This window comes from Streptomyces sp. NPDC045026, assembly GCF_056432625.1.
Genome location: NZ_JBWKIS010000040.1, coordinates 1 through 22,555, shown reverse-complemented (window position 1 = coordinate 22,555; position 22,555 = coordinate 1). Strand labels below are relative to the sequence as shown.

Sequence of the window (22,555 nt, the reverse complement as noted above, 5' to 3'; positions counted from 1 at the left end):
GCTGCCGCCCGCCGGTCACGCAGAGGTCGACCACCCGCTCGGCCAACATCCGGCGGTCGATATTCCAGTCGACATTCCGGTCGATATTCCATATGCGCCGCGACAGCCGATGCTGAGAAGATCCGGGCATGCCGATTGCCGAAATCTCGCCCGGAATGTCCCTCGCGTACGAGACGTTCGGTGATCCTTCCGACCCACCCGTCCTGCTGGTGATGGGGTTCGGTGCCCAGATGATCGCCTGGCACGAGGACTTCTGCCGTGCACTGGCCGACCGTGGTCGCCACGTGATCCGATACGACAACCGCGACTGCGGCCTGTCCACCAAGTTCGACGACCACCCCGTCGACATGGGCCGGTTCATCGCCGCCGTGAGCTCGGGAGACATTGCCTCCGCCCTCGCCATGGTGCCGTACACGTTGACGGACATGGCGGCCGACGGCCTCAACCTGCTCACCGCGCTCGGCATGGAACGCGCTCACGTGGTCGGGACCTCGATGGGCGGCATGATTGCCCAGAAGATGGCCATCGCCCGGCCCGCCCGGGTGCTGACCCTGACCTCGATGATGTCCTCGACCGGCGAACCCGAATACGGCCAGGCCGCTCCCGAGGCCCAAGCGGTACTCCTGAGTCCGAAGCCGGCAGACCGCGAGGGATACATCGCGGCGGCGGATCGGGAACTGGTGTGGGCCTCCCGGCGATATGGCGACCCCGCACTCCTTCGTGAACTTGCTGCCGGCAGCTACGACCGCGCGTACTACCCGGCAGGCGTCGGGCGCCAACTCGGAGCGATGATCCTCGACGGCTCGCGAGCGGAGGTTCTTCGGACCCTTCGGCTTCCGACTCTGGTGATCCACGGCCTGGACGACACGCTGATCACCCCGAGCGGAGGGGAACGCACCGCGGAACTCGTACCCGGAGCGAAGCTCGTGCTGATGCCGGACATGGGCCACGACCGGCCGCGCGAGCTCTGGCCCGAGATCATCGACGCGGTGCAGGCGCACACCGCCTGAGCGCACGGTCGGGGCGGGGTGGTGTGCCGTGTGGGCGTGCTGCACAGGACGCGCCGCCCCGCGGCCGGTGGCGGTCGCCCTCGTGCATCGCCGGGCGGGAATACGCTCGCTGCATGGTGCAGAGCAGCGCGGAAGACGTCGACGGGTACCTGGCCGAGGTGGCGGAGGAGCGCAGGGATGCCCTGACAAGGCTGCGGCAGCTGTGCCGTACGGAGCTCAAGGGGTTCGACGAGGTGATGGCGTACGGCATGCCCGCGTACGAGCGGGACGGCGCCGCCGAGATCGCCTTCGCGAGCCAGAAACAGTACATCTCGTTCTACCTCATGCGCACTGACGTCCGGGAGGCGTTCGCGGGGCGGCTGGCCGAGCAGGACATGGGGAAGGGCTGTCTGCGTTTCCGTAAACCGGAGAGCGTCGACTTCGACCTGGTACGGGACCTGCTGAGGGCTACCGCGCCCGCGCCGGGCAAGATCTGCTGACGGCAGGGAGCGCGCGTACCGGGCAAGATCTGCTGACGGCAGGGAGCGCGCGTACCGGGCAAGATCTGGTGATGGCAGGAGCGCGCGCAGCGACCGCGCCGCGTGCAGGCGTCAGCTCGCGGCCGGCCGGCCGTGTCACCCCAACGCGTCCAGTTGTTGGTGCACCGCCGAGGTCGTGCGCGCGGTCTCGCCGGTGGCGAGCAGGTCCAGCATCGCGCCCCTCAGGACCGCGAGTACGAGGGTGCGCTGGGCGAGAGCGGCCTCCGTGTCACGCAGCGCGGCGGACTGGCTGGAGGCGAGCAGCGCCAGCCAGTCGCCGACCGTGTCGCGGGCGAAGCAGGCCCAAGGCCCCTCGGGTTCGATGAGGGAACGGGCGTAGCTCTCGACCCACAACGTCAGAAGCCCGCGGTGAGCCTCGTCGGAAAGCCATCGCCACAGCTCCCGAGCGACCGGCTGAAGCCCCTGCGACCCGTCCTGTGACGCGTGGACCTGCTGGATGTGTGCGAGTTCGTCGGCTCTGGCCCGCGCGAGCAGGGCGCGGATCAGGCCGTCCTTGCTGCCGAACAGGTAGAGCAGTACGCGCGGGCTGGAGTGGATCTCCTCGGCCAGCGGACGCAGGGACAGCTCGCCCAGGCCGCTGCGCAGGGCATAGGCGTACGCCGCTTCCAGCAGTTCCTGCCGTCGCGGTGAGGGGGTTGGGTCGGATCGGCTCACCGCGTTAGTCTACTGAAACAGTCGTTTCAGTGAAACGGAGACGGGAGGCGAGGGTGAAATGGCGGAGCGCGAGGTGGTTGTCCGGCCACTGGGCCGGCCCGGCGACCTGGGCTGGGTGGTGATGGCGCACGGTGAGTTCTACGACCGGGAATTCGGCTGGGACACCGGCTTCGAGACATTGGTCAGCCGGATCGTCGCCGACTACGCCGAGGAGAAGGACCCCGGTCCGCAGTCGGCCTGGGTCGCCGAGGTCGACGGAGCGCGGGCCGGCTGCATCTTCTGCGTCCGCCATGACGACCGGACGGCGAAGCTGCGCCTGCTGCTCGTCGACCCGCACGCACGCGGCTTGGGCCTGGGAGCCCGCCTGGTCGAGGAATGTCTGACGTTCGCGCGGGATGCCGGGTACGAGGTGATCACCCTGTGGACCAACGACGTGCTTGGTTCGGCTCGGCGGATCTACCAGAAGCACGGCTTCGAGCTCGTCGACGAAGAGCCCCACCACAGCTTCGGCCACGACCTCGTCGGCCAGACCTGGCAGCGCATTCTGTAGGGGGCCGCCGTCAGGGGTTGGGGGCGGGATGGGCCTGGGTTTGGTCTTCACGTTCGGGTGCTCTCGCAGGCGTCAGTGGTGTGCCGTCATGTGGGCGAGGGTCTGTTCGGCGGAGTCGGGGGCGAAGGCGCTGTCGAGTCCGTCGGCGGCTCCTTCCGCAGCTTCGGTGGAGCGGGGCAGCATCACGTTCTCGTAGGCAGTGATGGCGTCGTCGATCGTGGGCCGGACGGAGAGGGCGTGCGCGAGGTCGGAGCCGTCGAGCATGGCGAGGTTGGCGGCGTGCCTGGCCGCGAACTCCTGCACCTTCCGGCCCGCCTCCTCCATGTGCTCGGGCCCGGTGACCGGAGCACCCTCGTACAACACGACACCGGCCAGCTGGTCGGGGTGATTGAGGGCGTGGTGCGCAGCGACGAACGCGCCGTGCGAATGCCCCAGCAGGTGCACTTGGGGGACGCCGAGCCGGGCGATCAGGACGCGCGGGAGGTCCGAAAGTTCGATGACAGTCGCATGAGCCACGTCACGCCCGTGAAGGGGCAAGCCCGCGAATGGCCATGCCCGCGAATGGCCATGCCCGTGAAGTACCGCCCGGGCGCCGCCCCACGGCACGTCGCCGTCTCACGTGAAGACGGCGACGTGCTCAGTGGTCGTACGGAGTCGTACGGAGTCGTGCGGATCAGACGATGCCCTGAGCGAGCATCGCGTCGGCGACGCGGATGAATCCCGCGATGGCCGCTCCGGCGACGTAGTCGTCCGGGTCACCGGTGTACGCGGAGGCAGTTGCGCGACTGTGGGAGTGGATGTCGCTCATGATGCTCTCGAGCCGGCCTGTCACCTCGTCCCGGCTCCACGCCGCCCGCGCGGCGTTCTGGCTCATCTCCAGGGCCGAGGTCGCGACCCCGCCCGCGTTCGCGGCCTTGCCGGGGCCGAACAGCACCCCGGCCGCACGGAAGCGGGCCACCGCGCCAGGTGTGCAGGGCATGTTGGCGCCCTCCGCGACCGCCAGCACGCCGTGGCGGATCAGCGCGGCGGCGTGGTCCTCGCCCAACTCGTTCTGCGTGGCGCAGGGGAGCACCACATCGCAGGGCACGTCGAAGACCGATCCGAAGGCGTGGTGTTCGGCGGACGGCCGCTCGGCGGCGTAGGCGCTCAGCCGTTCCCGCCGCACTTCCTTGATCTCACGCAGGAGGGCGACGTCGATGCCGTCCGGATCGACGACATGGCCGGCGGAGTCCGAGCACGCGACGACCTTCGCGCCGAGGCGGTGGGCCTGCTCGATCGCGTAGATCGCCACATTGCCCGAACCGGACACCACGACGGTGCGGCCTGAAAGGTCCTGCCCGCGGGTGGCGAGCATGTCCCGGGCGAAGAACACGGTGCCGTACCCGGTCGCTTCGGTGCGGCCCTGCGAGCCGCCCCATCCGACACCCTTCCCGGTCAGGACCCCCGCCTCGTGGCGGTTCACGATCCGCTTGTACTGGCCGAACATGTAGCCGATCTCACGGCCACCCACGCCGATGTCACCGGCCGGCACATCCGTGTGCTCTCCCAGATGCCGGTAGAGCTCGGTGATGAACGACTGGCAGAAGCGCATGACTTCGGCGTCACTGCGGCCGGCGGGGTCGAAGTCCGCGCCGCCCTTGCCCGCCCCGATGCCCTGGCCGGTGAGCGCGTTCTTGAAGATCTGCTCGAAGCCGAGGAACTTGATGACCGACAGGTCGACGGTCGGGTGGAAGCGCAGGCCGCCCTTGTAGGGGCCGAGCGCGCTGGAGAATTCCACGCGGTAGCCGCGGTTGACCTGGGTCCGGCCGCGGTCGTCGACCCAGGGCACGCGGAACATGATTTGCCGTTCGGGCTCGCAGAGGCGCTCCAGAATGTGCGCGTCGGCGTACTCGGGATGACGGTCGAGAACCGGTCCGAGCGTGTGCAGGACCTCTTCGACGGCCTGTTGAAACACGACTTCGCCTGCGCTGCGACGTCGGACTGCGTCGAGGACGTGGTCCAGATGAGAGGGAAGTGCTGAGGGCGAAACGGTGGTCATCATCTTCCTCTGGCGGGGAGCGGACTTGGTAGGGGAGGAATAGGACGGCACGGTCACGTTGCGTCTGGTCGAGAGGGAGTCGACGGGTGCGTTATTGGCGTTGATCCTTGTCGACACTACGGCAATGGTGCTGCACGGCGCTGAGCTTGGGCGGCGATGCTCAAGGGGTGAAACGCCACTCTTGCCACCAGCGGTTCGGTGTATGTGACGAAGTTCGGCCACGGGATGCGGACACGTCAGTACAACGTGTTGACAGACCACGGTGGCGGTTCCTAAGTGCGCATCGCATCCCGCCCGGCAGTTCCGGAGTTCCCAACTCCATTACCACTCCTGGCTGTTGGGCTCTCGTCGGCCTGGCCCCCGCGCCCTGGAGTACGAGCCGTCACGTGGCCGACTCACGCTGCCGAGTCCAGGGCGAGCCCTCGTCGAGCGCACCGCAGCGCACCGCCTACTCCCGCACGAGGTGAACCCATGCACCACAGAAGACCCCGACGGTCCTCCCTCTAGCTCGGTGGCGTCGTTTCGATGGTGTGTGATCGGGTTATGGCGACTGTGTTGCGCAAGCCGGGAGTTGACGGGCTGAGCGAGGCTGTGGAGGTGCTGCGCCAGTGGCAGTACGACGGGGCGCCGATGCAGCTGCATCCGGGGGACCTGGGCTGGTTCTGGCGGTTCGGTGCGGAGGCGACGGCCGCGGCGGTCCGGACATGGTGCCGGGACGGACAGATCCTCGCCGTCGGGCTGCTGGACGGGCCCGAGCTGCTGCGGCTGACGATCGCGCCGGACGCACAGCAGGACGAGGAGCCGGCACAGCAGCTGGTCGAGGATGTGACCGGGCCGGAGCGCGGCGTATTCATCAAGGGGAAGGCGTCCATCGAAGCGCCGGGGGGCGCACTGATCCAAGATCTGCTGTTCGAGCACGGCCGGCACGTCGCCGACCTGTGGACGCCGCTGCGCCGCGACCTCACACAGCCGGTGGCCGACCCAGGCGTGCGGATCGAGGTGATCGGGCCGGATCAGGTGCACGTGCGGGCCGCCGTATCGGGCAGTGTTCGCAAGCCCGAGGTTCACGGACGAGCGCCGGCGCGCGATGGCGGCCGGATCGCCGTACGCCGACGCCCGGTGCCTGGTCGCGTACGACGACCTGGACAACGCGGTGGCGGCGGTGACGGTGTGGTCGGCCGGTCCGGGGAAGCCCGGCTTGCTCGAGCCGATGGGCGTGCACCCGGACCACCGCGGCCACGGATACGGCAAGGCCGTCACCGTCGCCGCGGCGGCCGCACTCCAGGAGCTGGGTTCGTCGAGCGCGATCGTGTGCACCCCGAGCCTCAACGTCGCCGCCGTCGCCCGCCTACAGATCAGCCGGCTTCGGGCAACTCCCCGAGGTCCGGGACCGATGCCGGGACGTCCAGGCCTGAGCTCAGGGCAGCAGCCTGGGCCGTCGCTTCGCAGCCACGTCCTCCACCCACCCCACCAGCGGGATCGCCACGGCGATCAGCACCCAGCCGACGCCGAACATGAACCACTGGCTTTCCAGCGGCAGATACTTCGCGAACGCGGGCACGTTCCAGAACTGGTCGATCAGCGGCACCGCGAGGATCAGCGCGATCTCGTGCCAGAGGTAGATCGTCATCGCTCGCGCGTTGAAGACCGACACGATCCGGTCGAGCCGTTCGAAGCGGGCCAGCCAAGCGAAGTCGACCGTGAAGTACGCCTTCGAGTACATCAGCAGCGTCACGAACCCGGCCGACCAGAAAGTCTGCGCCAGCGGGATGTCGTCCAGGTCGTAACTCCCGTACTCCGCCTGGTGGGTGAGCGCGAACCAAGCACCGAAGACCAGGGCGGCGAGAGACAGTACGACGACGGGTCCCGGGCGCAGCCGGGCCAGGACGCCCTCACGGTGCGCGATGCCGACGAGCCAGCAGAACAGGAACGTGGCGAAGTCGAGAAGACAGCTGCCGAACCGGTTGTCCGGCGGCTGCCACACGAACTGGAGCACCACGATCGGCGCGAGCGAAGCGAGAAGCACCGCCACCGGCGCCCACCGGAACACCTTGAGGAGCAGTGGCGACAGGAGCACGAACCACAGGTAGGCTCGCAGATACCAGAGGATCTCCCAGGCCTGCATGCCCCAGCTGTTACCCGGCGGGTCGCCGAGTGGGACCACCCAGTACACGACCTGCCACCCCGGCATCCAGCCGTGCAGCAGCATCGCGAGGACGACGAAGAGTCCCCAGAGCCAGAAGGGCGGCAGCAGCCGTCGTATGCGGCTTCTGATCACCGAAAGGGCGGGACGCTCAAGGGACTTGGCCATCAGTGAGCCGGCGAGCGCGAACATGACGCCCATGGAGGGGAAGACGAGGCCCGCCCACACCCAGCCGAAGGTGTGGTAGGCCACGACGCGCACCAGCGCGAGGGCGCGAAGCGTGTCGAAGTACCGGTCGCGTCCGCCCGTACGGGCGGTTGGCCGCGAGGGAACGGGGTCCCGGTCCGGCTCGATCACCCGCAGAGGCGCGGTGTCCTGATCCAGGCCCTGCGTTCTCTCGGGGGTTCCGTGCGTTCGCCGAGCGGCTCTGTGGCGATTCCCCTGTGCCGGCGAGTTCACCGTCCCACCCCCGTCGGCGTCCCGACCTCGCCGGTGCGCTTGAGTTTCTGCCAGCGCAGCCGGCCACCTGTGAGAGCGGTGATGGAGGAGTGGATGAGGACCAGGTACATCATCTGGCGGTACGCGATCTGCTGGAGCGGGAGCATCCACAGGTAGCGGTACTTCTCTCCGTCGAGGCGGAACGCGTAGGCGGCGCACACGAGTTGGATGCCGAGGACGGCCAGCCATGCGAGCAGGGACGCCTTGAAATCCACGAAGATCATCGAGTAGACGGTGAAGAGGTCGATCAGCGGTGCGAAGACCGGCGTGACGATCTGGAAGAGCACCACGAGCGGCATGCCCACCCGCCCGAAGCGGCCCGAAGGCCCCTTGTCCACCAGGGACTTGCGATGTTTCCACAGCGCCTGCATGGTGCCGTACGACCATCGGTAGCGCTGGCTCCACAGCTGCTTGAGCGAGGCCGGCGCCTCCGTCCAGGCCCGTGCATGCTCCTGGTACACCACGCGCCATCCGGCGCGGTGCATCGCGACGGTGATGTCGGTGTCCTCGGCGAGGGTGTCCTCGCTCATGCCGCCGACCTCGAGGACTGCCTGGCGCCGGAACGCGCCGATCGCTCCCGGGATGGTGGGCATGCAGCGCAGCAGGTCGTACATGCGGCGGTCCAGGTTGAAGCCCATCACGTACTCGATGTGCTGCCAGGCGCCGATGACGGTGTTGCGGTTGCCGACCTTGGCGTTGCCCGCGACCGCGCCGATGTCCGGGGCGGCGAAGGGCTGCACGAGCTGCCGGACGGTGTCAGGCTCGAAGACCGTGTCGCCGTCCATCATCACGACGATGTCGTAACTGGCGTTGCGTACACCGTTGTTGAGGGCTGCGGGCTTGCCCGCGTTCTCCTGCCGGATCACCCGCACGTTGGGCAGGCCGAGGGACTCGGCGATCTCCTTGGTCCCGTCCGTGGAGCCGTCGTCCACGACGATGATCTCGATGGGATGCGTGCTCTGCGCGAGGGAGTTGAGGGTGTTGGCGATGCACTCCTTCTCGTTGTACGCGGGCACGATCACGCTCACGGGTCCGGTGACGGGCGGCCCCCAGCCGAACCGGCGCTTGTTGCGCTGCCGGTAGTGGCGCCGTGCGAGGACCAGCATCATCGCGAATCGCGCCATGACCGCGACTCCGACGACCGCCAGGAAGACGGCCAGTGCTGGCACGGTCCACTCGGCGATGGCGACCGCCGCGATGAGCGCCTTCCCTTCGTAGAGGGTGGTGCCGGTGGCCTCGGCGTGGGCGGCCTGGTCGACGTTCTGGGCGCTGCCCGGAGGGTTCGTGCCGGAAGAAGGAGGGATACCCGTGCCCCGCTGGGCCGCGCCGCCCGGGACCTGACCGGACCCCTGCGTCGCGCCGGCCTGCGCGGAGTCGGCTCGCGCGGAACCGGTTTGCGCGGAGTCGGTTTGCGCGGAACCGGCTCGCGCCGCAGTCTTGGCCATGGCGCCGCTGACCGTCGTGAAGGTGTACCCCTTCGCCTTCATCTTCTTGATGTACTTCGGCAGCGCCTTGAGCGTCTGGTCACGGTTGCCGCCGGCGTCGTGGAAGAGCACCGACGCGCCCTTGTTCTTCTTCGGCGTCGCCCACTGGACGATCTTCGAGACGCCCGGCTGCTTCCAGTCGTCGCTGTCGGTGTCGACGAAGACGCTGGTGTAGCCCATGGCGCCGAGCTTCTTGTAGACCGGCCAGCTGTAGTTGTCGATCGCGGCGGCCTCGGACGAGTAGGGCGCGCGCACCAGCTTCGTGGTGATGCCGGCCGCTCCTGCCAACGCCAGTTGGGTCTGAGTGAGTTCGCGCTTCACACGGGCGTCGCTCTGGTAGGAGAGGTCGACGTGGGTGAAGGTGTGCAGGCCGACCTCGTTCCCCTGGGCGACCATGTCCTTCACGATGCCGGGGTGCCGGGAGATCATGGAACCCACGAGGAAGAACGTGCCGTGCACGTCATTGTCCGCGAGAATCTTGAGGACCTTCTCGGTGTACGTGGCGTCGGGACCGTCGTCGAAGGTGAGCACGATGGTCTTCTTCGGAACGGACTGCGTCCGCATGGAGCCGTTCGGCGAGGTCAGAATCGGGCCACCGTCGAGAATGCGCTGCGGCACCTTGTCGTAGGACGCGTCGGTGCGGACGCGGTGGTCGCCCAGAACCTCGGACCGCAGATATCCGTCGAGCATCATCACACTGACGAGTCCAAGGACGAGAACGAGCGCGAGGACGACGCGTGGCCGCTGCAGAGCGGCGGCTCGGCGCCCGGCGCGCTCGAAGCGGGAGGGAGCGGCGCGGCGACGGCGCCGCGCGGAGGTGTTGCGAGTCATGTTTTCCCTAACCTGCACGTCAGCGGGCGTCGGCGGTGGCTGACACCGAGGGGGCGGGCAGTGAAGGGCTGGGTGAGAGGGACGGGCTGGTGGTCGGAGGCGTTCCCTGCTTCTGACCGGCGCCGCCCGGGAAGCCGTACCCGGCTTCGGCCGGACCACGACCGACGCCGGCCCCGCCGCCCCCTCCACCGCCACCTCCGCCGCCGAAGGGCAGCAGGTCCGTCGTGCTCACGGACACACCCCACCCCATGAACGACAGGCCGAGGACGACTGCGTAGCCCACACAGGCGACGACCACGACGAGGCCGAACCTGCGCAGCAGCTTGGCCCGGCGTCCGGAGCTGTCGACGAAGACGGGGCCCTCTTCGGCCTTCTTGCCACGCTTGCGGTGGCTTCCGCGCCCAGCGGCACGGTTTTCGACGGAGGAATCGAAATGCATTCTCGGGACGCTAGAGGCTCTTCATGTGGCAACTCGCAGTGATTCCTGTGTGCCTCCTGAGAAGGCCCTCAATTCGCTGTGATGTGCCTGATGACACCTGGATCACAGGCTTCCGTGTTTCAGTACCGGGACAAGACCGAAAGAAATGAGTGCATGCGCGATGAGGAATCTTCTGGGGAGGCCGGCCGCCGCAATTGTGTCGCTGGTGGCGGCAGCGACCTGCGCGGGGTGCTCATCGGGGAGCTCGGTCTCGGACTCGGCCGACGCGTCACCGCACGGTGCGCCATCGCCGGCCGCGACCGCACCCTCCTCATCCAGCCCGTTCGCCCCCTACGTCAGCGCCACGACCGCCTCCGACCTGGACGTGGCCGGGACCCCCTCCGCGTACAACCTGGCCTTCGCCATCGCGGACGGCAGCTCCTGCACGCCCACGTGGAACGGCACGCACGCCATCGGCGACGCGAAGATGAAGAAGCGGATCTCGGCACTCAAGGCGTCCCGCGCGACCCTGCGCGTCTCCTTCGGTGGGGCATCCGGCAAGGAACTGGCCGAGACGTGCGGCAGCGCGTCCGCGCTGGCCGACGCCTACGCCGCCACGCTCGATGCCGCGGGCGCCACCGAGGCCGACTTCGACATCGAGGGCGACGCGCTCAAGGACTCCGACTCGGTGACTTTGCGCTCAGAGGCGATCGCCCTGTTGCAGAAGAAGCGCACCGATCTCAAGGTGTCCTTCACTCTTCCCGTGATGCCCTCGGGCCTGGACGCGGACAGCGTGGCGCTCCTCGAGTCGGCCAACGACCAGGGTGTGAAGGTGTCCAGCGTCAACATCATGACGATGAACTACGGAACGTCCTACACCGGCGACATGGGCGATTACGCCATCACGTCGGCCAAGGCGGCCCACGCCCAACTCGCGGACATCTTCGGGCTGTCGGACAGGAACGCCTGGCGCGGACTCGCCGTGACGCCGATGCTCGGCACGAACGACATCGACAACGAGACGTTCACCCTTTCCGACGCCGCCCAACTGCGTGCCTTCGCGGAGAAGGAGGGCCTTGCGTGGGTCTCCATGTGGTCCACGTTCCGTGACCAGGAGTGCTCCTCTGCCGATACTTCGTCGGACGACGCGCTCACCAACTGCAGTGGTGTGCAGCAGAGTTCGGGAGCCTTCGGCAAGGCTCTGGCCGGGTGAGGTGACGCGTCGGGTACCGGGGTGACGCAGACGCCGACGCCGACCCAGACGCCCACGTCGCGGTCGAGACTGTGACCGCGACCGAGGTCGACGCACCTCGGGCACCCGTTCCGTATCGCTCAGCTCGACGCGCACCCATGCGGCATCATGCTCAGCATGAGCGACGCCCCCCACACGCACGGTGCCGGCGGCAGCCTGGCACACAGCCGGGTGCCGATGACCGGCCGCGATCCGGAAGAACGCGGTCGGGTCTCCTCACCGCTGGAGCTGCTGTTCGACCTGACGTTCGTGGTCGCGGTAGGAACCGCCGCCTCCGACTTCGCCGAGCTGGTCGCCGAGGGGCATCCCGGGCAGGCGGTCACCGCGTTCGTGCTGGCGATGTTCGCGATCAGTGTCGCGTGGATCAGCTTCAGCTGGTTCGCCTCGGCGTTCGGTACGGACGACTGGCTCTACCGGGCGCTGACGATGGTCCAGATGATCGGCGTCGTCGTGTTCTCGCTCGGCCTGCCCGCGATGTTCCACTCGGTCGACGAGGGCGAACACCTCGAACTGAGGGTGATGGTGCTCGGGTATGTCGTGATGCGGATCGCGATGGTGCTGCAATGGTGGCGCGCGGCCCGGGAGTCCCCTGAATTCCGGGACGTCGGAAGGGCGAACATCCGCTGGACGGTGATCGTCCAGGTCGGTTGGGTCGTGGTCGCGTTCACGCATCTGCCGCTCACCGCGGTGTTCGTCGCCTTCATCGTGCTCGGTGCCCTCGAACTCGCACTGCCTGTCCTCACCCAGGGAGACGCAGGCGGCACCCCTTGGCACCCTCACCATGTCGCGGAGCGGTACAGTCTGTTCGCCATCATCGTCCTCGGGGAGGGCGTCGTCGGTACCGTCGCGTCCTCGGGCGCGCTGCTGGGCGGTGCGGACGGGACACAGTGGAGCGGCAACGCGATCGCCGTGGTCGTCGCCGGCGTCGGACTCACCTTCGGCATGTGGTGGGTGTACTTCGCCACCCCCTTCGGCGACATCCTCGTGCACCGCCGCAGCCGTGGATACCTCTTCGGCTACGGGCACATCCCGCTCTTCATCGGGGTGGCCGGTGCAGGAGCCGGTCTGCACGTGGCCGGCCTGCAACTGGAACACCACTCGGAGATCAGTGATGTCGCCGTGGTCCTCTCCCTGGCCGTCCCCGTCGGCCTCTTCCTCCTGATGGTGTATCTCCTCCACGCGCTGCTGCTGTCCGCGACCGAGGCCTTCCAGGTGCTGCTGATCTCACTCACGCTGGCGGTACTCCTCGCAGCAGTACTCCTGTCCGCGGCCGGCGTCGCCATCGCCGCGTGCCTCCTCATCGTGATGCTGGCCCCCTTGATCACCGTGGTCGGCTACGAGACGATCGGCCACCGCCGCCAGCGACAGATGCTGGAAGGACTCGCCTCGCGGAACAACTGACAAGCGGTGCCTCGATGGCAGGCGTCCCGGTGGAGGACCTCGTTGCAGCTGTCGGCCGGGAGGGGCGCACCTACGCCGCGTGGACCACCCCGCACCAGCGGGTTGTAGCCTCGCCCCATGAGCTGGCTGCCGGATGACTTCGTCCACCCCGTCCACGTGCCCGTGCCCCACACCGCGCTCCACCTGCGGCCGATCCGCGAGGCGGACACCCCGCTCGACTACCCCGCCGTGATGGGCTCCCAGGAGCGCCTGTGGGAGATCTTCGGCCCGGCCTGGTCATGGCCCATGGAGACGATGACCTATGAAGAGGACCGCCTCGACCTGCTGCGCCACGAGAAGGAGATAGCCGCGCACCAGTCCTTCAACTACGCGCTGCTGGACGCGGAGGAGACGGCGATCCTCGGCTGCGTCTACATCGACCCGCCCGAGCGCACCGGCTCCGACGGCGAGATTTCCTGGTGGGTCGTCGACGACCTTGTCGACAGCGAGGCGGAGCGCGCGCTCGACGTGCTGGTGCCTGAGTGGATCACGGTCAACTGGCCCTTCCGGCAGCCTCGTTACTTGGGCCGTGACATCACCTGGCAGCACTGGCTGTCGCTGCCGCCCGTCACCTGACCATGCCCAGGGCGGCACCCGGACGGTGTCCTTGAAGGGCTGCCCGAACGAGCAACTGCACCAACCGAATCGCCACTCGGGAGACACCAACGCATGAGCACGCCACCATCGCCGGCTGGAACGGGCCGGACCGACGAATCAGCCGTGCGGATCGGTGCTCTCGTTCCGCTCACTCGGCCTGGCTGGGTCGGGGCAGGCCAACACTTGCTCGCTGGACTTGAGTTGGCCGTCCGCGAGGTCAATGACGCCGGCGGGATCGCCGGACGACCACTCGAGCTGGTGGTCCGGGACACCGCGGCTGATCCACAGAGGGCCGTGGCGGCTGTAGATGAACTGGCTCGTCTGGGCGTGGCTGCCTTGGCGGGGGAGTATCACAGCGTCGTCGCTCGCTCCGCTGCTGCCAGAGCCGATGCTCTCGGACTGCCGTTCCTCTGCTCGTCAGCGGTGCTCGATGCGCTCACTGAACAGCCGACGGAATGGGTCGCGCGCCTCGCGCCGCCGCAGTCCCGCGGCTGGCAGACCTACGCGGACTTCCTCCTCGGCGCAGGCCACCGCCGAATCGCCGTAGCAGTCCAGCCGAGTGTCTACTGGGCATCCGGGACCCGCGTTCTGCGGGACTACCTCGCTCCACGCGGTGGCACCGTCGTCGAACTCGACACGCAAGAGCTCGACCTGGCGGCGGTGTGCGACGAACTCGTCGGACATCGCGCGACAGCCCTCCTTCTCCTGGTCGGCCATCCGGAGCCGGCAGTGTCGATCGTCAAGTCCGTCCGCCACGACCAGCGCCTCGCCGAGCTGCTGATCGGTGCTCCGGCAGGGCAACCGGAGCTCGCCGAATGGGCGGCGCTGCTGGGCGACGACGGCGCTGGGGTCCCGTTCTTGCGCTACCTGCCCGAGCGGCTGAGCCCTCTCGGCGCACGAGTCGAGACGGCCCTTCGTGAGCATCTGGGCGAAGCGCCCTCCTTCGTCGCCTTCGAGGGCTACGACACGGTCGCCGTTCTCGCCGATCTGCTGCGTGATCACGGCGCGGACCGGGCGCGCATTGCCGAATCCTGGCCGCGCGTTGCAGTCGAGGGCACCCGCGGACAGATCCAGTTCTCCCGCACGCCAGGCATCAGCGTGTGGCAGTGGACTTGCCCGCCCATTCAAGTAGTTGATCGAGATCCGGCGGAACCCGATCGCTTTCGGATCCTCCACGCCGGCTGAGAGGGCACGGAGGTGGTCCTTGGAACGAGGAGTGATCGGGCAGGGAGTTGGGCGTAAGGAGTTTCCGTCCCCCAACTCAGGCTCGGCGTCCGGCCGCTGCCGGCTAGCGTCGTCGACCATGACTGATACGAGCTACCTGCAAGCCACTCGGGCGGCCTACGACGCCGTTGCCGTCGACTGCGAGAAGCTCCTTCGTGACGAGCTGAGCGCCAAACCGCTGGACCGAGCGATGCTCGCCGCGTTCGCCGAACTCGTAGAGGATCCAGGCACCGGGCCGGTCGCCGACCTCGGCTGTGGCCCCGGCCGCATCACGGCCCACCTTCACTCACTTGGGGTGGACGTATTCGGCATCGACCTCTCGCCCGAGATGGTCGCTGTCGCCTCTCGGACGCACCCTGGTCTTCGATTCGAAGAGGGATCGATGACCGCTCTTGACCTGGCGGGCAGCAGTCTCGGCGGCATCGTCGCCTGGTACTCGACCGTCCACACCCCACCGGAGCTTCTGCCGACCGTCTTCAACGAGTGTCACCGGGTGCTGGCCCCGGGCGGCCACATGCTTCTGGCGTTCAAGGCGGGGGACCGGCGACGGCACTTGGACCAGGCGTACGGCCACGAGTTGTCGCTCGATGTCTACTGGATGTCTCCTGAACACGTCAATGGACTGATGAGCGAGGCCGGCCTCGTCATGGATGCCCAGATGATCCGTGAACCCGACGAGAGCGAGAAGCCCCGGCAAGGCCGGCAAGCCTTCTTCTTCGCCCACAAGCCCAAGGGGTCGGGAGAGGAAGCCTCGGGTTGAGCGCGACGCACGACCGGCCGGCATGGTCGGGCCATCAGATCGGGCTCGTGCACGCCCTCCCGCACCCCGGAAGCTCGCCCGGGGTGCGGTGGCCATGGCGAGCCTGGGGAGCTCAGCGGGCCGCCGTCAAGGCGGACGTGGTGGTGAAGGTGTGGGCCAGGTTCGACGCCGACGTCGTCGCGTCCACGGTGTAGGCGTCGACCGTGAGGCTCTTCGCTGATGCCTTGAGGACCATGAAGCCGTTGTGCGAGAAGTCCTGCCAGCGTGCCGGGTGCGTGCCGTGGGCCTTGCCGTCGCCCGACTTGCCGGCCGTGCCGCACACGATCTGGCGGGTTCCGCGGCTGCGCGCGGTCGGCTCCAGGATCTGCTGGGTGTGGTCGTGGCCGGAGAGGATCAGGTCGGCTCGACCGCAGACCACCTCCTCGTACAGCTCCTTGAGGTGGATGCCGCTGGTGTAGTTGCCGATGACGAAGCCGTCGTAGGAACCGGCGCTGCCGTGCTTGCCGTTGTTCAGGTACGGGTGGTGGCCGATCACGATCTTCCACGTGGCGCGCGAGGCGGAGAGCGCGGAGTCCAGCCAGCGGCGCTGCTCGCGCATGTACGGACCGTTCCAGTAGAAGTACGGGTCCAGTTGGGCCACGGTCGAGGCGACCGGGTTGGTGTCGATGGCGAAGAACTCGACCAACGGGACGTCCGAGCCCGCGGCCGACGGCAGCGCGGCGGAGTAGTAGCGGGCCGGCATGTGCCAGCGCCGCGAGGTCGTGGCGTAGGCGACCTCGCGGTCGCCTCGCGAGGGGTCGCCGCCGCTGCCGGGGATGAGGCCCGAGCAGTCGTGGTTGCCGAGAACCATCAGCCACGGGACGTCGATGCCGTCGTTGGGCTGCTCGAACTTGGTCGCGAACTCGTCGTCGTGCGCGGACTCCGGGCCGTTCTCGTAGAGGTTGTCGCCGAGACCGACAGCGAGCGAGACGCCTTCGGTGCGGCATATCGCCTTGGCGGCCGCGGCCACGGCGTACTGGGCGTCGTCTCCGGTGCCCGCGTCCCCGGTCAGCAGTACGGCGTACTCGCCGTCGGGACCAGGCCGGTCAGGGAAGGGGAACTTGGCCACCGGGACGTCGGCGGCGGTGCTGGATCTCGGCGCGGCGGCTGCGGCCTGCGGCAGCACGGCCAGGGCTACGGCGCCGCCCAGCACGGTGCGCCGGCCGAGCAGTCCGGACGGGGCGCCGGCGGCAGGTACCGGGCGGCCCGTGGTGGTGATGGTCGTGTCCAGGTCCAGCCACTGGGACTCGGTGAGGTCGGGCCGCGGGGGGATGTACTCGTCATCGCACATCCTATGTTTCTCGCAGGTAACTTCGCCCACTCGGTGAACGGTCGGAGAATCTTGCGTGGAGGTCCGACGTAGGCAGCAAGCGCCCGCCGGCGGGGCGGGCCTGAGGAGCGTCCCCGTGCTGGCCCTGCCGAAGATGGTCTCAGTGCTCAATGCTCAGTGCTCGATGCTCAACGCTCGATGGCGAACAGGCGGTTCTCCACTCCGTCGAGGGCGAGCCGGAGCGCTCCGTGGGCCACTGCCTCGTCGCCGAGTTGGGAGGCGACCACGGTCACGGGGAAGAGGCAGAGCTCGGCGAGGCGGCTGCGCAGGGGAGCGAGCAGGAGTTCGCCGGCGCGCGAGAGACCGCCGCCGATGACGACCGCCTCCGGGTCGACGGTGAGGACCACGGCGGCGACGCCCTGGACGAGGTCGGCGGCGAAGTCGTCCAGGGCCTTGATCGCCGCGGGGTCGTCGGAGCGTGCCGCGTCGAAGAGCCGCTCGGGCGTGCCCCACCGGTCCAGGAGTCGCCGATGCGCGGTGTACCAGCCGGAGCTGGGCAGCATGCCGATCTCGCCGGCCGCGCCGTGCCGGCCGTGCAGCACGGTGCCGTCGAGCAGGATGCCGGCCGAGATGCGGCGTCCCACATGGACGTAGACGACGTCGCGGGCGTCGGTGGCGCCGCCGCGCCAGCGCTCGCCGAGCGCCGCCAGCTTGGAGTCGTTTCCGGCGACGACGGGTGCGCCGAAGGTCGTCTCGAACGCGGACGCGAGGTTCGTGCCCTGCCACTCGGGCAGCACGGAGCTGATCGTGACGGTGTGTTCGGCGTCGACGATCCCGGTGGTGCCGACGCCCACGGCCCGTACGGCGTCGGTCTGCAGGCCGGCGCCGCGCAGCGTCCGGTGGCCCAACGCCCGTGCGGAGGCGATGCGTTGGTCCGGGGACAGGTCGGGCCCCAAGGCGGTGCGGCGCACCCCGAGCACGGTGCCGGCCAGGTCGCAGACGAGGGCGAGTGCCTTGTGGACGCCTATGTCGAGGCCGAGGACGAAGCCGGACTCGGCGCGGAACCGGTAGCGCTTGGCGGGGCGGCCCAGGAGTCGGGGCGCGTCGGGGTCGGGGGTGACCTCCGCGGCCAGGCCCTGCTCGACGAGACCGGCCAGCGCGTTCTCGACGGTGGCGCGGGCGACTTCGGTGGCCTTGACCAGCTCGGTGAGGGTCAGCCCGCTGTCCGCGGCGGCGTGCAGGGCGCGTAGCACGGCGGCCTGGTTGAACCGGCGCAGCAGCGAGGAATCGGCCCCCGATGTGGCAGCGATGTGAATCGACCCCCTTGACGTGGTGGCGGTCCGGGTGGACTATCGAGCCGCTTTATTTCAGAAGGTAGCAGAAATAAAACCGCCCGGGTGGCAGCGCGTTTCCGTCCGCCGCGGCCGTCGGCTTCCGCCCGAAACGAGTGTGATCCGTGCACCGTATCGCCCGAACCACCCTGCCCTTGCCGCTTCTTGGCCTTGTTGCCGATGCATGCACCCCGTCGGGCACGACGTCCGCCGACGACGGGGACGGCCGAGCCGCCCGTGTGGATCCGGAACGACTTCCTCAACCCGCTGATCATCCTCGGCCCGGCCGGCGGCACCATCACCATCACCATCACCGTCATCGTCATCGTCACCATCGGCGTCCACCGCACCCCCGGCGAGCACCAGGCCGACTACGACCAGGTCTTCGGCCTGCTGTTCCGCGCCGCGCTGCCCGTCCTGATCTTCTACCTCGCCCTCCAGAGAGGCACCTCGTCAGGGGCCTCACCGGAGGAGCCGTCAAGGGATGACGTACGTGACCCAACTGCCCTCCCAGACCGCCCCGTTCGCCAATCTGCACGCTCATCACGGCCACCCCCTCGACCGCCCGCTGACCCTCGCCGTCGCCGGAGCCGGCGCACGCGGCGCCGGATATCTGGAGCTCGCCGAGCGCGCGGAGACGCCCGTGCGCATCACGGCGATCGCGGAACCGCGGGCCGCGCGCCGCACCGCCCTGGCCCTGCGGCACGGCGTCCCGGACGACGCCCGGTTCGCCGACTGGCGCGAACTGGCCGCCCGGCCACGCCTCGCCGACGCCGTCGTCATCGCCGTACAGGACGCCCAACACCTGGAAGCCGCCCAGGCGTTCGCGGCGCTCGGCTACGACCTGCTGCTCGAGAAGCCGATGGCGCTGAGCACCGAGGACGTCGACGGGATCACCGCCGCCGCACACGAGGCCGGGGTCTCGCTGACCGTCTGCCACGTGATGCGGTACGCGCCCTACACGCGCCGCCTCAAGGAGTTCCTCGACGCGGGACGCATCGGCGACATCGTCTCCGTCCAGCACCTTGAACCCATCGGCTACTGGCACTTCGCCCACTCCTTCGTCCGAGGCAACTGGCGCCGCACGGACGAGTCGACGTTCACGCTGCTGTCCAAGTCCTGCCACGACATCGACTGGCTCAGCCACCTCGTCGGACGGCCCGTGCGCGCCGTCTCCTCGTTCGGTTCGCTGCGCCACTTCCGGCCGGAGAACGCGCCCGCCGACTCGACCGAGCGCTGCCTCGACTGCCCACTGGCGCAGTGCAGTTGCCCGTATGCGGCACAGAAGCTGTACCAGGTGGGGCTGCGCGAGGGCGGCGTCAAGCGGTACTTCACCAGCATCGTGTCCGAGGAACTGACCGAGGAGGCGGTCCACCAGGCCCTGCGCACCGGACCGTACGGACGCTGCGTGTACCGCAGCGACAACGACGTCGTCGACCACCAGGTGGTGAACCTGGAATACGAGGGCGGGATCACCGCCGCGTTCACGCTGACCGCGTTCACCCCGCAGGAGAACCGCCACACCAAGATCTTCGGTACGCGCGGCCAGCTCACCGGCGACGGCCGGACCATCGAGATCTACGACTTCGCCACCGACGAACGCACCGTCGTCGACACGGACAACGGCGGTTCCTCCGCCGCCGAGGGCCACGGCGGCGGCGACGAAGGGCTGATGTCCGCGTTCCTGCGGGCCCTGCACCAAGGGCGCCCCGAACTGCTCCTGACCGGCGCCCGGGAGAGCCGCGACACCAACCGCATCGTCTTCGCCGCGGAACACGCGCGGCGTACGGGACAGGTCGTGCACCTGTAGCCCGTGCCACTCCGACCTGTGACCACCGTGGAACCACCGTGAAATCACCGTGGAAGAAGGAGAAAGCCATGAGCACGTACCCGTCCCGAAGAACGGTCCTCGGAGCCGGCGCACTGGCGCTGGGCCTGGGCGTCACCGCGACCGCACCCGCCGGCGCCGCCGGACGGTCAACTGCGGCCGTGCCCCTGGACACCAAGGGCACGCTCACCCTCACCGCAGGACACCTCGCCGTCGGCCTCGACGCGGCCGGCACCGTCGTCTCCCTGCTCGACACCCGCACCGGTCACGAGTACGCCGCCGACGGTAGATCGGCCTCGCTCGTCAGCCTCGTCGTCGACGGCAAGCAGGTCCGGCCGACCCGCGTCACCCGCGCCGGCCACTCCCTGCTGCGCTTCACCCACGACACCGCCGGAATGACCGTCGACGTGCAGGTGCGGGCGAAGAGCACCTACACCACGCTCGAAGCCGTACGGGTCCAGGGACCCCGCGGCGCGGACGTACAGACGCTGCTGTGGGGGCCGATCGCGACGAACGTGACGCAGACGGTCGGCGAGTGCGTCGGCGTCGTACGCGACGACGCGTTCGCGCTCGGGCTGCGCCCGCTCACCGACCGCACCGAGGGCGCCTGGCCCCAGGAGTACCAGGACCTCGGCTGGGAGAGCGAGGTCGCCGACAACCCGTCCGACCTCCAGGTCGCCCCGCACGAGGAGTGGAGCGTGGCCGGGAGCACTCCGTGGGGCTCCCTACTGCGTGCCTTCACCTTCGACTACACCAAGGAGCGCCCGCGCGGGACCCGCGCCGGATACCGCATCCCCGTCGGCCCGCTGCCCGGCGGCCAGGGGCGGGTGACCGGCTCGCGCATCGCCCTCTTCGGTGCCGCGCCGGACCTCACCCCGACCGTCCTGTCGGCCGTCGCCGCCGCCGAAGGACTGCCGTACCCCACCCAGAACGGCCAGTGGCAGAAGACGGCCCAGGCCAGCAGCGAGTCCTTCCTCGTGTTCCACGACCTGAAGACCGCGACCGTCCCGGACGCGGCCCGTCTCGCGCAGGCCGCGGGCGTCGGCTGCGTCTACTCCCTGCCCAACGCCGTGGGCCCCTGGCAGACCACCGGCCACTACCAGTTCGACTCCTCGCTCGGCGGCGACGACGCCGGTGCGACGGCGGCCGTGCGTGCCGCCGAGGCCGCCGGCGTCCACATCGGCGTGCACACCATCTCCGACTTCATCTCCACCGACGACGCCTACGTCACCGCTCCCGCCGACCCGCGCCTCGCCCTCGGCGGCCGCGCCCGACTCTCCCGCCCGCTCACCGCGACGGACACCACCCTCGCCCTCGATGCCGGCGCACTCCTCGGCAGCGGCCCGTACGGCCAGATGCTGCGCATCGGCGACGAGTTTGTGCAGTACGCCAGCGCCACGCAGTCAGGCGACACGTGGGAACTGACGGGAGTCAAACGCGCCCAATGGGGCTCGACCGCCGTCTCCCACGCCGGCGGCGACACCGCCGCGCGCGTCCTGCTCAACAGCTACAACAGCCCCATCGGCGGCATCGGCATCATCGACGAGATCGCCGACCGGCTCTCCACCGCCTGGAACACCACCGGCATCCGCGCCAACTCGTACGACGGTGTGGAGTCCGCGGGAGAGTCGGGCTGGGGCAGCTACGGCATGGCGCGCCTCATCAACGGCACCTACAGGAAGAACCGGCGCAAGGACGGCTTCGTCACCGAGACCAGCAGGATGTCGTCCAACACCTGGGACGCGCTGACCCGGGCGAGCTGGGGCGAGGTCGGCGTCACCTCCTGGAACCAGGTCCTCGTCAACAACGACTTCTATCGCGCCAACTTTCTTCCCGGAATGCTGGGTTGGATCAGCCTCAGGTCGTCCGAGACGCTCGTCAGCATCGAAGGCAAGCTGGCGCGCGCCGCGGGCCTGAACGCAGGCGTCGGCTTCCAGGGCGGCATCGCCGACCTGACCGCGGGCGGCGAGAAGGCACTGCGCATCCTCGACGCCATCAAGCAGTGGGAAGCGGCCCGCAACGTCGGTGCGTTCACCGAGGCGCAGCGCACGCGGCTGCGGGACCTGACCACGAACTGGCACCTCGACGTCGTCACCCCCGGCAAGGAATGGTCCCTCCAGCAGACCGATGCGGACGGCACCCCGACCGGCACGCCCGAACGCGTCCTCACCCCGACCCCCGCCCTGTCCGCCGACGCCCTGCCCACCGCACAGCACAACCGCCTGTACGGGGCCCGCGTCACCACCAACACCCCTGCGACGGTCCGCTACGCGATATCCGCGGGCGCCCTGCCCGACGGCCTGCACCTCAACCAGGACACCGGAGGCATCACGGGCACACCCACCGCGCGGGGCACAGCCCGCTTCACGATCACGGCACGCAGCACGGCGGGCCTCGCGGATGCCTCCCGGACGTACCGGCTGACCGTCGGGCGGTGAGCGAGCGACATGTGAACGGCACGGTCTCACTACTGTGGATCTAGGGTCTTTCGTTCGGATCAGGCCGGGTCAGGGAGTGGTGCCAGACCCCGTGAGCCCGGCATGGTCCAGACGAGAGGCCCTAGCTGTATTGAGCATGAGCGTTGTTGACACGCGCGGGCCTTGAAGAGGGCGAAGGCCTCCGTGTGTGGTGGAGGTGTCGAATCTTCAC

General features: G+C 69.0%; 18 protein-coding genes and 1 pseudogene. 11 read left to right on the top strand and 8 right to left on the bottom strand.

Going from position 1 to position 22,555, the window contains the following annotated elements; translation table 11 throughout:
• Positions 1-128: 128 nt before the first annotated feature.
• A complete protein-coding gene (locus tag AC07EJ_RS42575; protein WP_478886246.1) occupies positions 129-1,010 on the top strand; it encodes an alpha/beta fold hydrolase in 882 nt (293 codons plus the stop codon).
• A gap of 113 nt (positions 1,011-1,123) precedes the next feature.
• Positions 1,124-1,489 (top strand): iron chaperone, encoded by a 366-nt coding sequence (locus tag AC07EJ_RS42570; protein ID WP_393585266.1) that lies wholly within the window; start codon positions 1,124-1,126, stop codon positions 1,487-1,489.
• Between the two features lie 135 nt (positions 1,490-1,624).
• Here AC07EJ_RS42570 and AC07EJ_RS42565 read toward each other — a convergent pair whose 3' ends face one another.
• Positions 1,625-2,203, bottom strand: a complete 579-nt coding sequence (locus AC07EJ_RS42565) for a TetR/AcrR family transcriptional regulator (protein ID WP_393585267.1) — start codon at positions 2,201-2,203, stop codon at positions 1,625-1,627.
• Between the two features lie 58 nt (positions 2,204-2,261).
• Between AC07EJ_RS42565 and AC07EJ_RS42560 the strand changes: the two genes are divergently transcribed.
• Complete coding sequence (locus tag AC07EJ_RS42560) at positions 2,262-2,753, top strand: GNAT family N-acetyltransferase (RefSeq protein ID WP_389486529.1); 492 nt, start codon at positions 2,262-2,264, stop codon at positions 2,751-2,753.
• A gap of 72 nt (positions 2,754-2,825) precedes the next feature.
• On the opposite strand, the gene AC07EJ_RS42555 is transcribed toward AC07EJ_RS42560, so the two are convergent.
• Positions 2,826-3,269, bottom strand: a complete 444-nt coding sequence (locus AC07EJ_RS42555; protein WP_389486527.1) for an alpha/beta fold hydrolase — start codon at positions 3,267-3,269, stop codon at positions 2,826-2,828.
• Positions 3,270-3,426: 157 nt separating this feature from the next.
• Entirely contained in the window at positions 3,427-4,791 is a 1,365-nt protein-coding gene (gene gdhA, locus AC07EJ_RS42550) for an NADP-specific glutamate dehydrogenase (RefSeq protein WP_389486525.1), read from the bottom strand.
• Positions 4,792-5,334: 543 nt separating this feature from the next.
• Between gdhA and AC07EJ_RS42545 the strand changes: the two are divergent.
• Positions 5,335-6,206 (top strand): annotated as a pseudogene (locus AC07EJ_RS42545) (GNAT family N-acetyltransferase).
• Between the two features lie 2 nt (positions 6,207-6,208).
• Here AC07EJ_RS42545 and AC07EJ_RS42540 read toward each other — a convergent pair.
• From AC07EJ_RS42540 to AC07EJ_RS42530, 3 genes are all read right to left on the bottom strand, one after another.
• The gene (locus tag AC07EJ_RS42540) at positions 6,209-7,297 is read right to left on the bottom strand and encodes an acyltransferase family protein (RefSeq protein WP_389486615.1); all 1,089 of its coding nucleotides are present in this window, start codon (positions 7,295-7,297) and stop codon (positions 6,209-6,211) included.
• Between the two features lie 92 nt (positions 7,298-7,389).
• Positions 7,390-9,747 carry a bifunctional polysaccharide deacetylase/glycosyltransferase family 2 protein gene (locus tag AC07EJ_RS42535; protein ID WP_478886245.1) on the bottom strand — a complete coding sequence of 786 codons (2,358 nt, stop codon included), beginning with the start codon at positions 9,745-9,747 and terminating at the stop codon, positions 7,390-7,392.
• A 19-nt stretch (positions 9,748-9,766) separates the two neighbouring features.
• On the bottom strand, positions 9,767-10,186 hold the full coding sequence (locus AC07EJ_RS42530) for a hypothetical protein (RefSeq protein ID WP_478886244.1): 420 nt from the start codon (positions 10,184-10,186) through the stop codon (positions 9,767-9,769).
• A 160-nt stretch (positions 10,187-10,346) separates the two neighbouring features.
• Here AC07EJ_RS42530 and AC07EJ_RS42525 point away from each other — a divergent pair, with 160 nt between their 5' ends.
• The 5 genes from AC07EJ_RS42525 to AC07EJ_RS42505 all read left to right on the top strand — a co-directional run bounded on the left by AC07EJ_RS42525 (position 10,347) and on the right by AC07EJ_RS42505 (position 15,438).
• On the top strand, positions 10,347-11,378 hold the full coding sequence (locus AC07EJ_RS42525; protein WP_389486520.1) for a chitinase: 1,032 nt from the start codon (positions 10,347-10,349) through the stop codon (positions 11,376-11,378).
• A gap of 156 nt (positions 11,379-11,534) precedes the next feature.
• The gene (locus AC07EJ_RS42520) at positions 11,535-12,818 is read left to right on the top strand and encodes a low temperature requirement protein A (RefSeq protein ID WP_478886243.1); all 1,284 of its coding nucleotides are present in this window, start codon (positions 11,535-11,537) and stop codon (positions 12,816-12,818) included.
• A gap of 117 nt (positions 12,819-12,935) precedes the next feature.
• A complete protein-coding gene (locus AC07EJ_RS42515; protein ID WP_389486516.1) occupies positions 12,936-13,433 on the top strand; it encodes a GNAT family N-acetyltransferase in 498 nt (165 codons plus the stop codon).
• 93 nt (positions 13,434-13,526) lie between these two features.
• Entirely contained in the window at positions 13,527-14,639 is a 1,113-nt protein-coding gene (locus tag AC07EJ_RS42510; RefSeq protein WP_478886242.1) for an ABC transporter substrate-binding protein, read from the top strand.
• A gap of 118 nt (positions 14,640-14,757) precedes the next feature.
• Complete coding sequence (locus tag AC07EJ_RS42505) at positions 14,758-15,438, top strand: class I SAM-dependent methyltransferase (protein ID WP_478886241.1); 681 nt, start codon at positions 14,758-14,760, stop codon at positions 15,436-15,438.
• 112 nt (positions 15,439-15,550) lie between these two features.
• Here the strand turns inward: AC07EJ_RS42505 and AC07EJ_RS42500 are convergent, their stop codons facing one another.
• Both AC07EJ_RS42500 and AC07EJ_RS42495 read right to left on the bottom strand, forming a co-directional pair.
• On the bottom strand, positions 15,551-16,768 hold the full coding sequence (locus AC07EJ_RS42500; RefSeq protein ID WP_389486510.1) for a metallophosphoesterase: 1,218 nt from the start codon (positions 16,766-16,768) through the stop codon (positions 15,551-15,553).
• A 167-nt stretch (positions 16,769-16,935) separates the two neighbouring features.
• Positions 16,936-18,000 (bottom strand): ROK family protein, encoded by a 1,065-nt coding sequence (locus AC07EJ_RS42495; protein WP_389486508.1) that lies wholly within the window; start codon positions 17,998-18,000, stop codon positions 16,936-16,938.
• A gap of 562 nt (positions 18,001-18,562) precedes the next feature.
• Between AC07EJ_RS42495 and AC07EJ_RS42490 the strand changes: the two genes are divergently transcribed.
• Positions 18,563-19,888 (top strand): Gfo/Idh/MocA family protein, encoded by a 1,326-nt coding sequence (locus AC07EJ_RS42490; protein WP_389486506.1) that lies wholly within the window; start codon positions 18,563-18,565, stop codon positions 19,886-19,888.
• A gap of 68 nt (positions 19,889-19,956) precedes the next feature.
• Positions 19,957-22,344, top strand: a complete 2,388-nt coding sequence (locus AC07EJ_RS42485) for an Ig domain-containing protein (RefSeq protein ID WP_389486504.1) — start codon at positions 19,957-19,959, stop codon at positions 22,342-22,344.
• Positions 22,345-22,555: the final 211 nt, after the last annotated feature.

Bases quoted from the DNA above. Each gene is read 5' to 3' on its own strand.
- AC07EJ_RS42575 (WP_478886246.1), top strand. From the start codon at position 129: ATGCCGATTGCCGAAATCTCGCCCGGAATGTCCCTCGCGTACGAGACG.
- AC07EJ_RS42570 (WP_393585266.1), top strand. From the start codon at position 1,124: ATGGTGCAGAGCAGCGCGGAAGACGTCGACGGGTACCTGGCCGAGGTG.
- AC07EJ_RS42560 (WP_389486529.1), top strand. From the start codon at position 2,262: ATGGCGGAGCGCGAGGTGGTTGTCCGGCCACTGGGCCGGCCCGGCGAC.
- gdhA (WP_389486525.1), bottom strand. From the start codon at position 4,791: ATGACCACCGTTTCGCCCTCAGCACTTCCCTCTCATCTGGACCACGTC.
- AC07EJ_RS42535 (WP_478886245.1), bottom strand. From the start codon at position 9,747: ATGACTCGCAACACCTCCGCGCGGCGCCGTCGCCGCGCCGCTCCCTCC.
- AC07EJ_RS42530 (WP_478886244.1), bottom strand. From the start codon at position 10,186: ATGCATTTCGATTCCTCCGTCGAAAACCGTGCCGCTGGGCGCGGAAGC.
- AC07EJ_RS42525 (WP_389486520.1), top strand. From the start codon at position 10,347: ATGAGGAATCTTCTGGGGAGGCCGGCCGCCGCAATTGTGTCGCTGGTG.
- AC07EJ_RS42520 (WP_478886243.1), top strand. From the start codon at position 11,535: ATGAGCGACGCCCCCCACACGCACGGTGCCGGCGGCAGCCTGGCACAC.
- AC07EJ_RS42515 (WP_389486516.1), top strand. From the start codon at position 12,936: ATGAGCTGGCTGCCGGATGACTTCGTCCACCCCGTCCACGTGCCCGTG.
- AC07EJ_RS42510 (WP_478886242.1), top strand. From the start codon at position 13,527: ATGAGCACGCCACCATCGCCGGCTGGAACGGGCCGGACCGACGAATCA.
- AC07EJ_RS42505 (WP_478886241.1), top strand. From the start codon at position 14,758: ATGACTGATACGAGCTACCTGCAAGCCACTCGGGCGGCCTACGACGCC.
- AC07EJ_RS42500 (WP_389486510.1), bottom strand. From the start codon at position 16,768: ATGTGCGATGACGAGTACATCCCCCCGCGGCCCGACCTCACCGAGTCC.
- AC07EJ_RS42490 (WP_389486506.1), top strand. From the start codon at position 18,563: ATGACGTACGTGACCCAACTGCCCTCCCAGACCGCCCCGTTCGCCAAT.
- AC07EJ_RS42485 (WP_389486504.1), top strand. From the start codon at position 19,957: ATGAGCACGTACCCGTCCCGAAGAACGGTCCTCGGAGCCGGCGCACTG.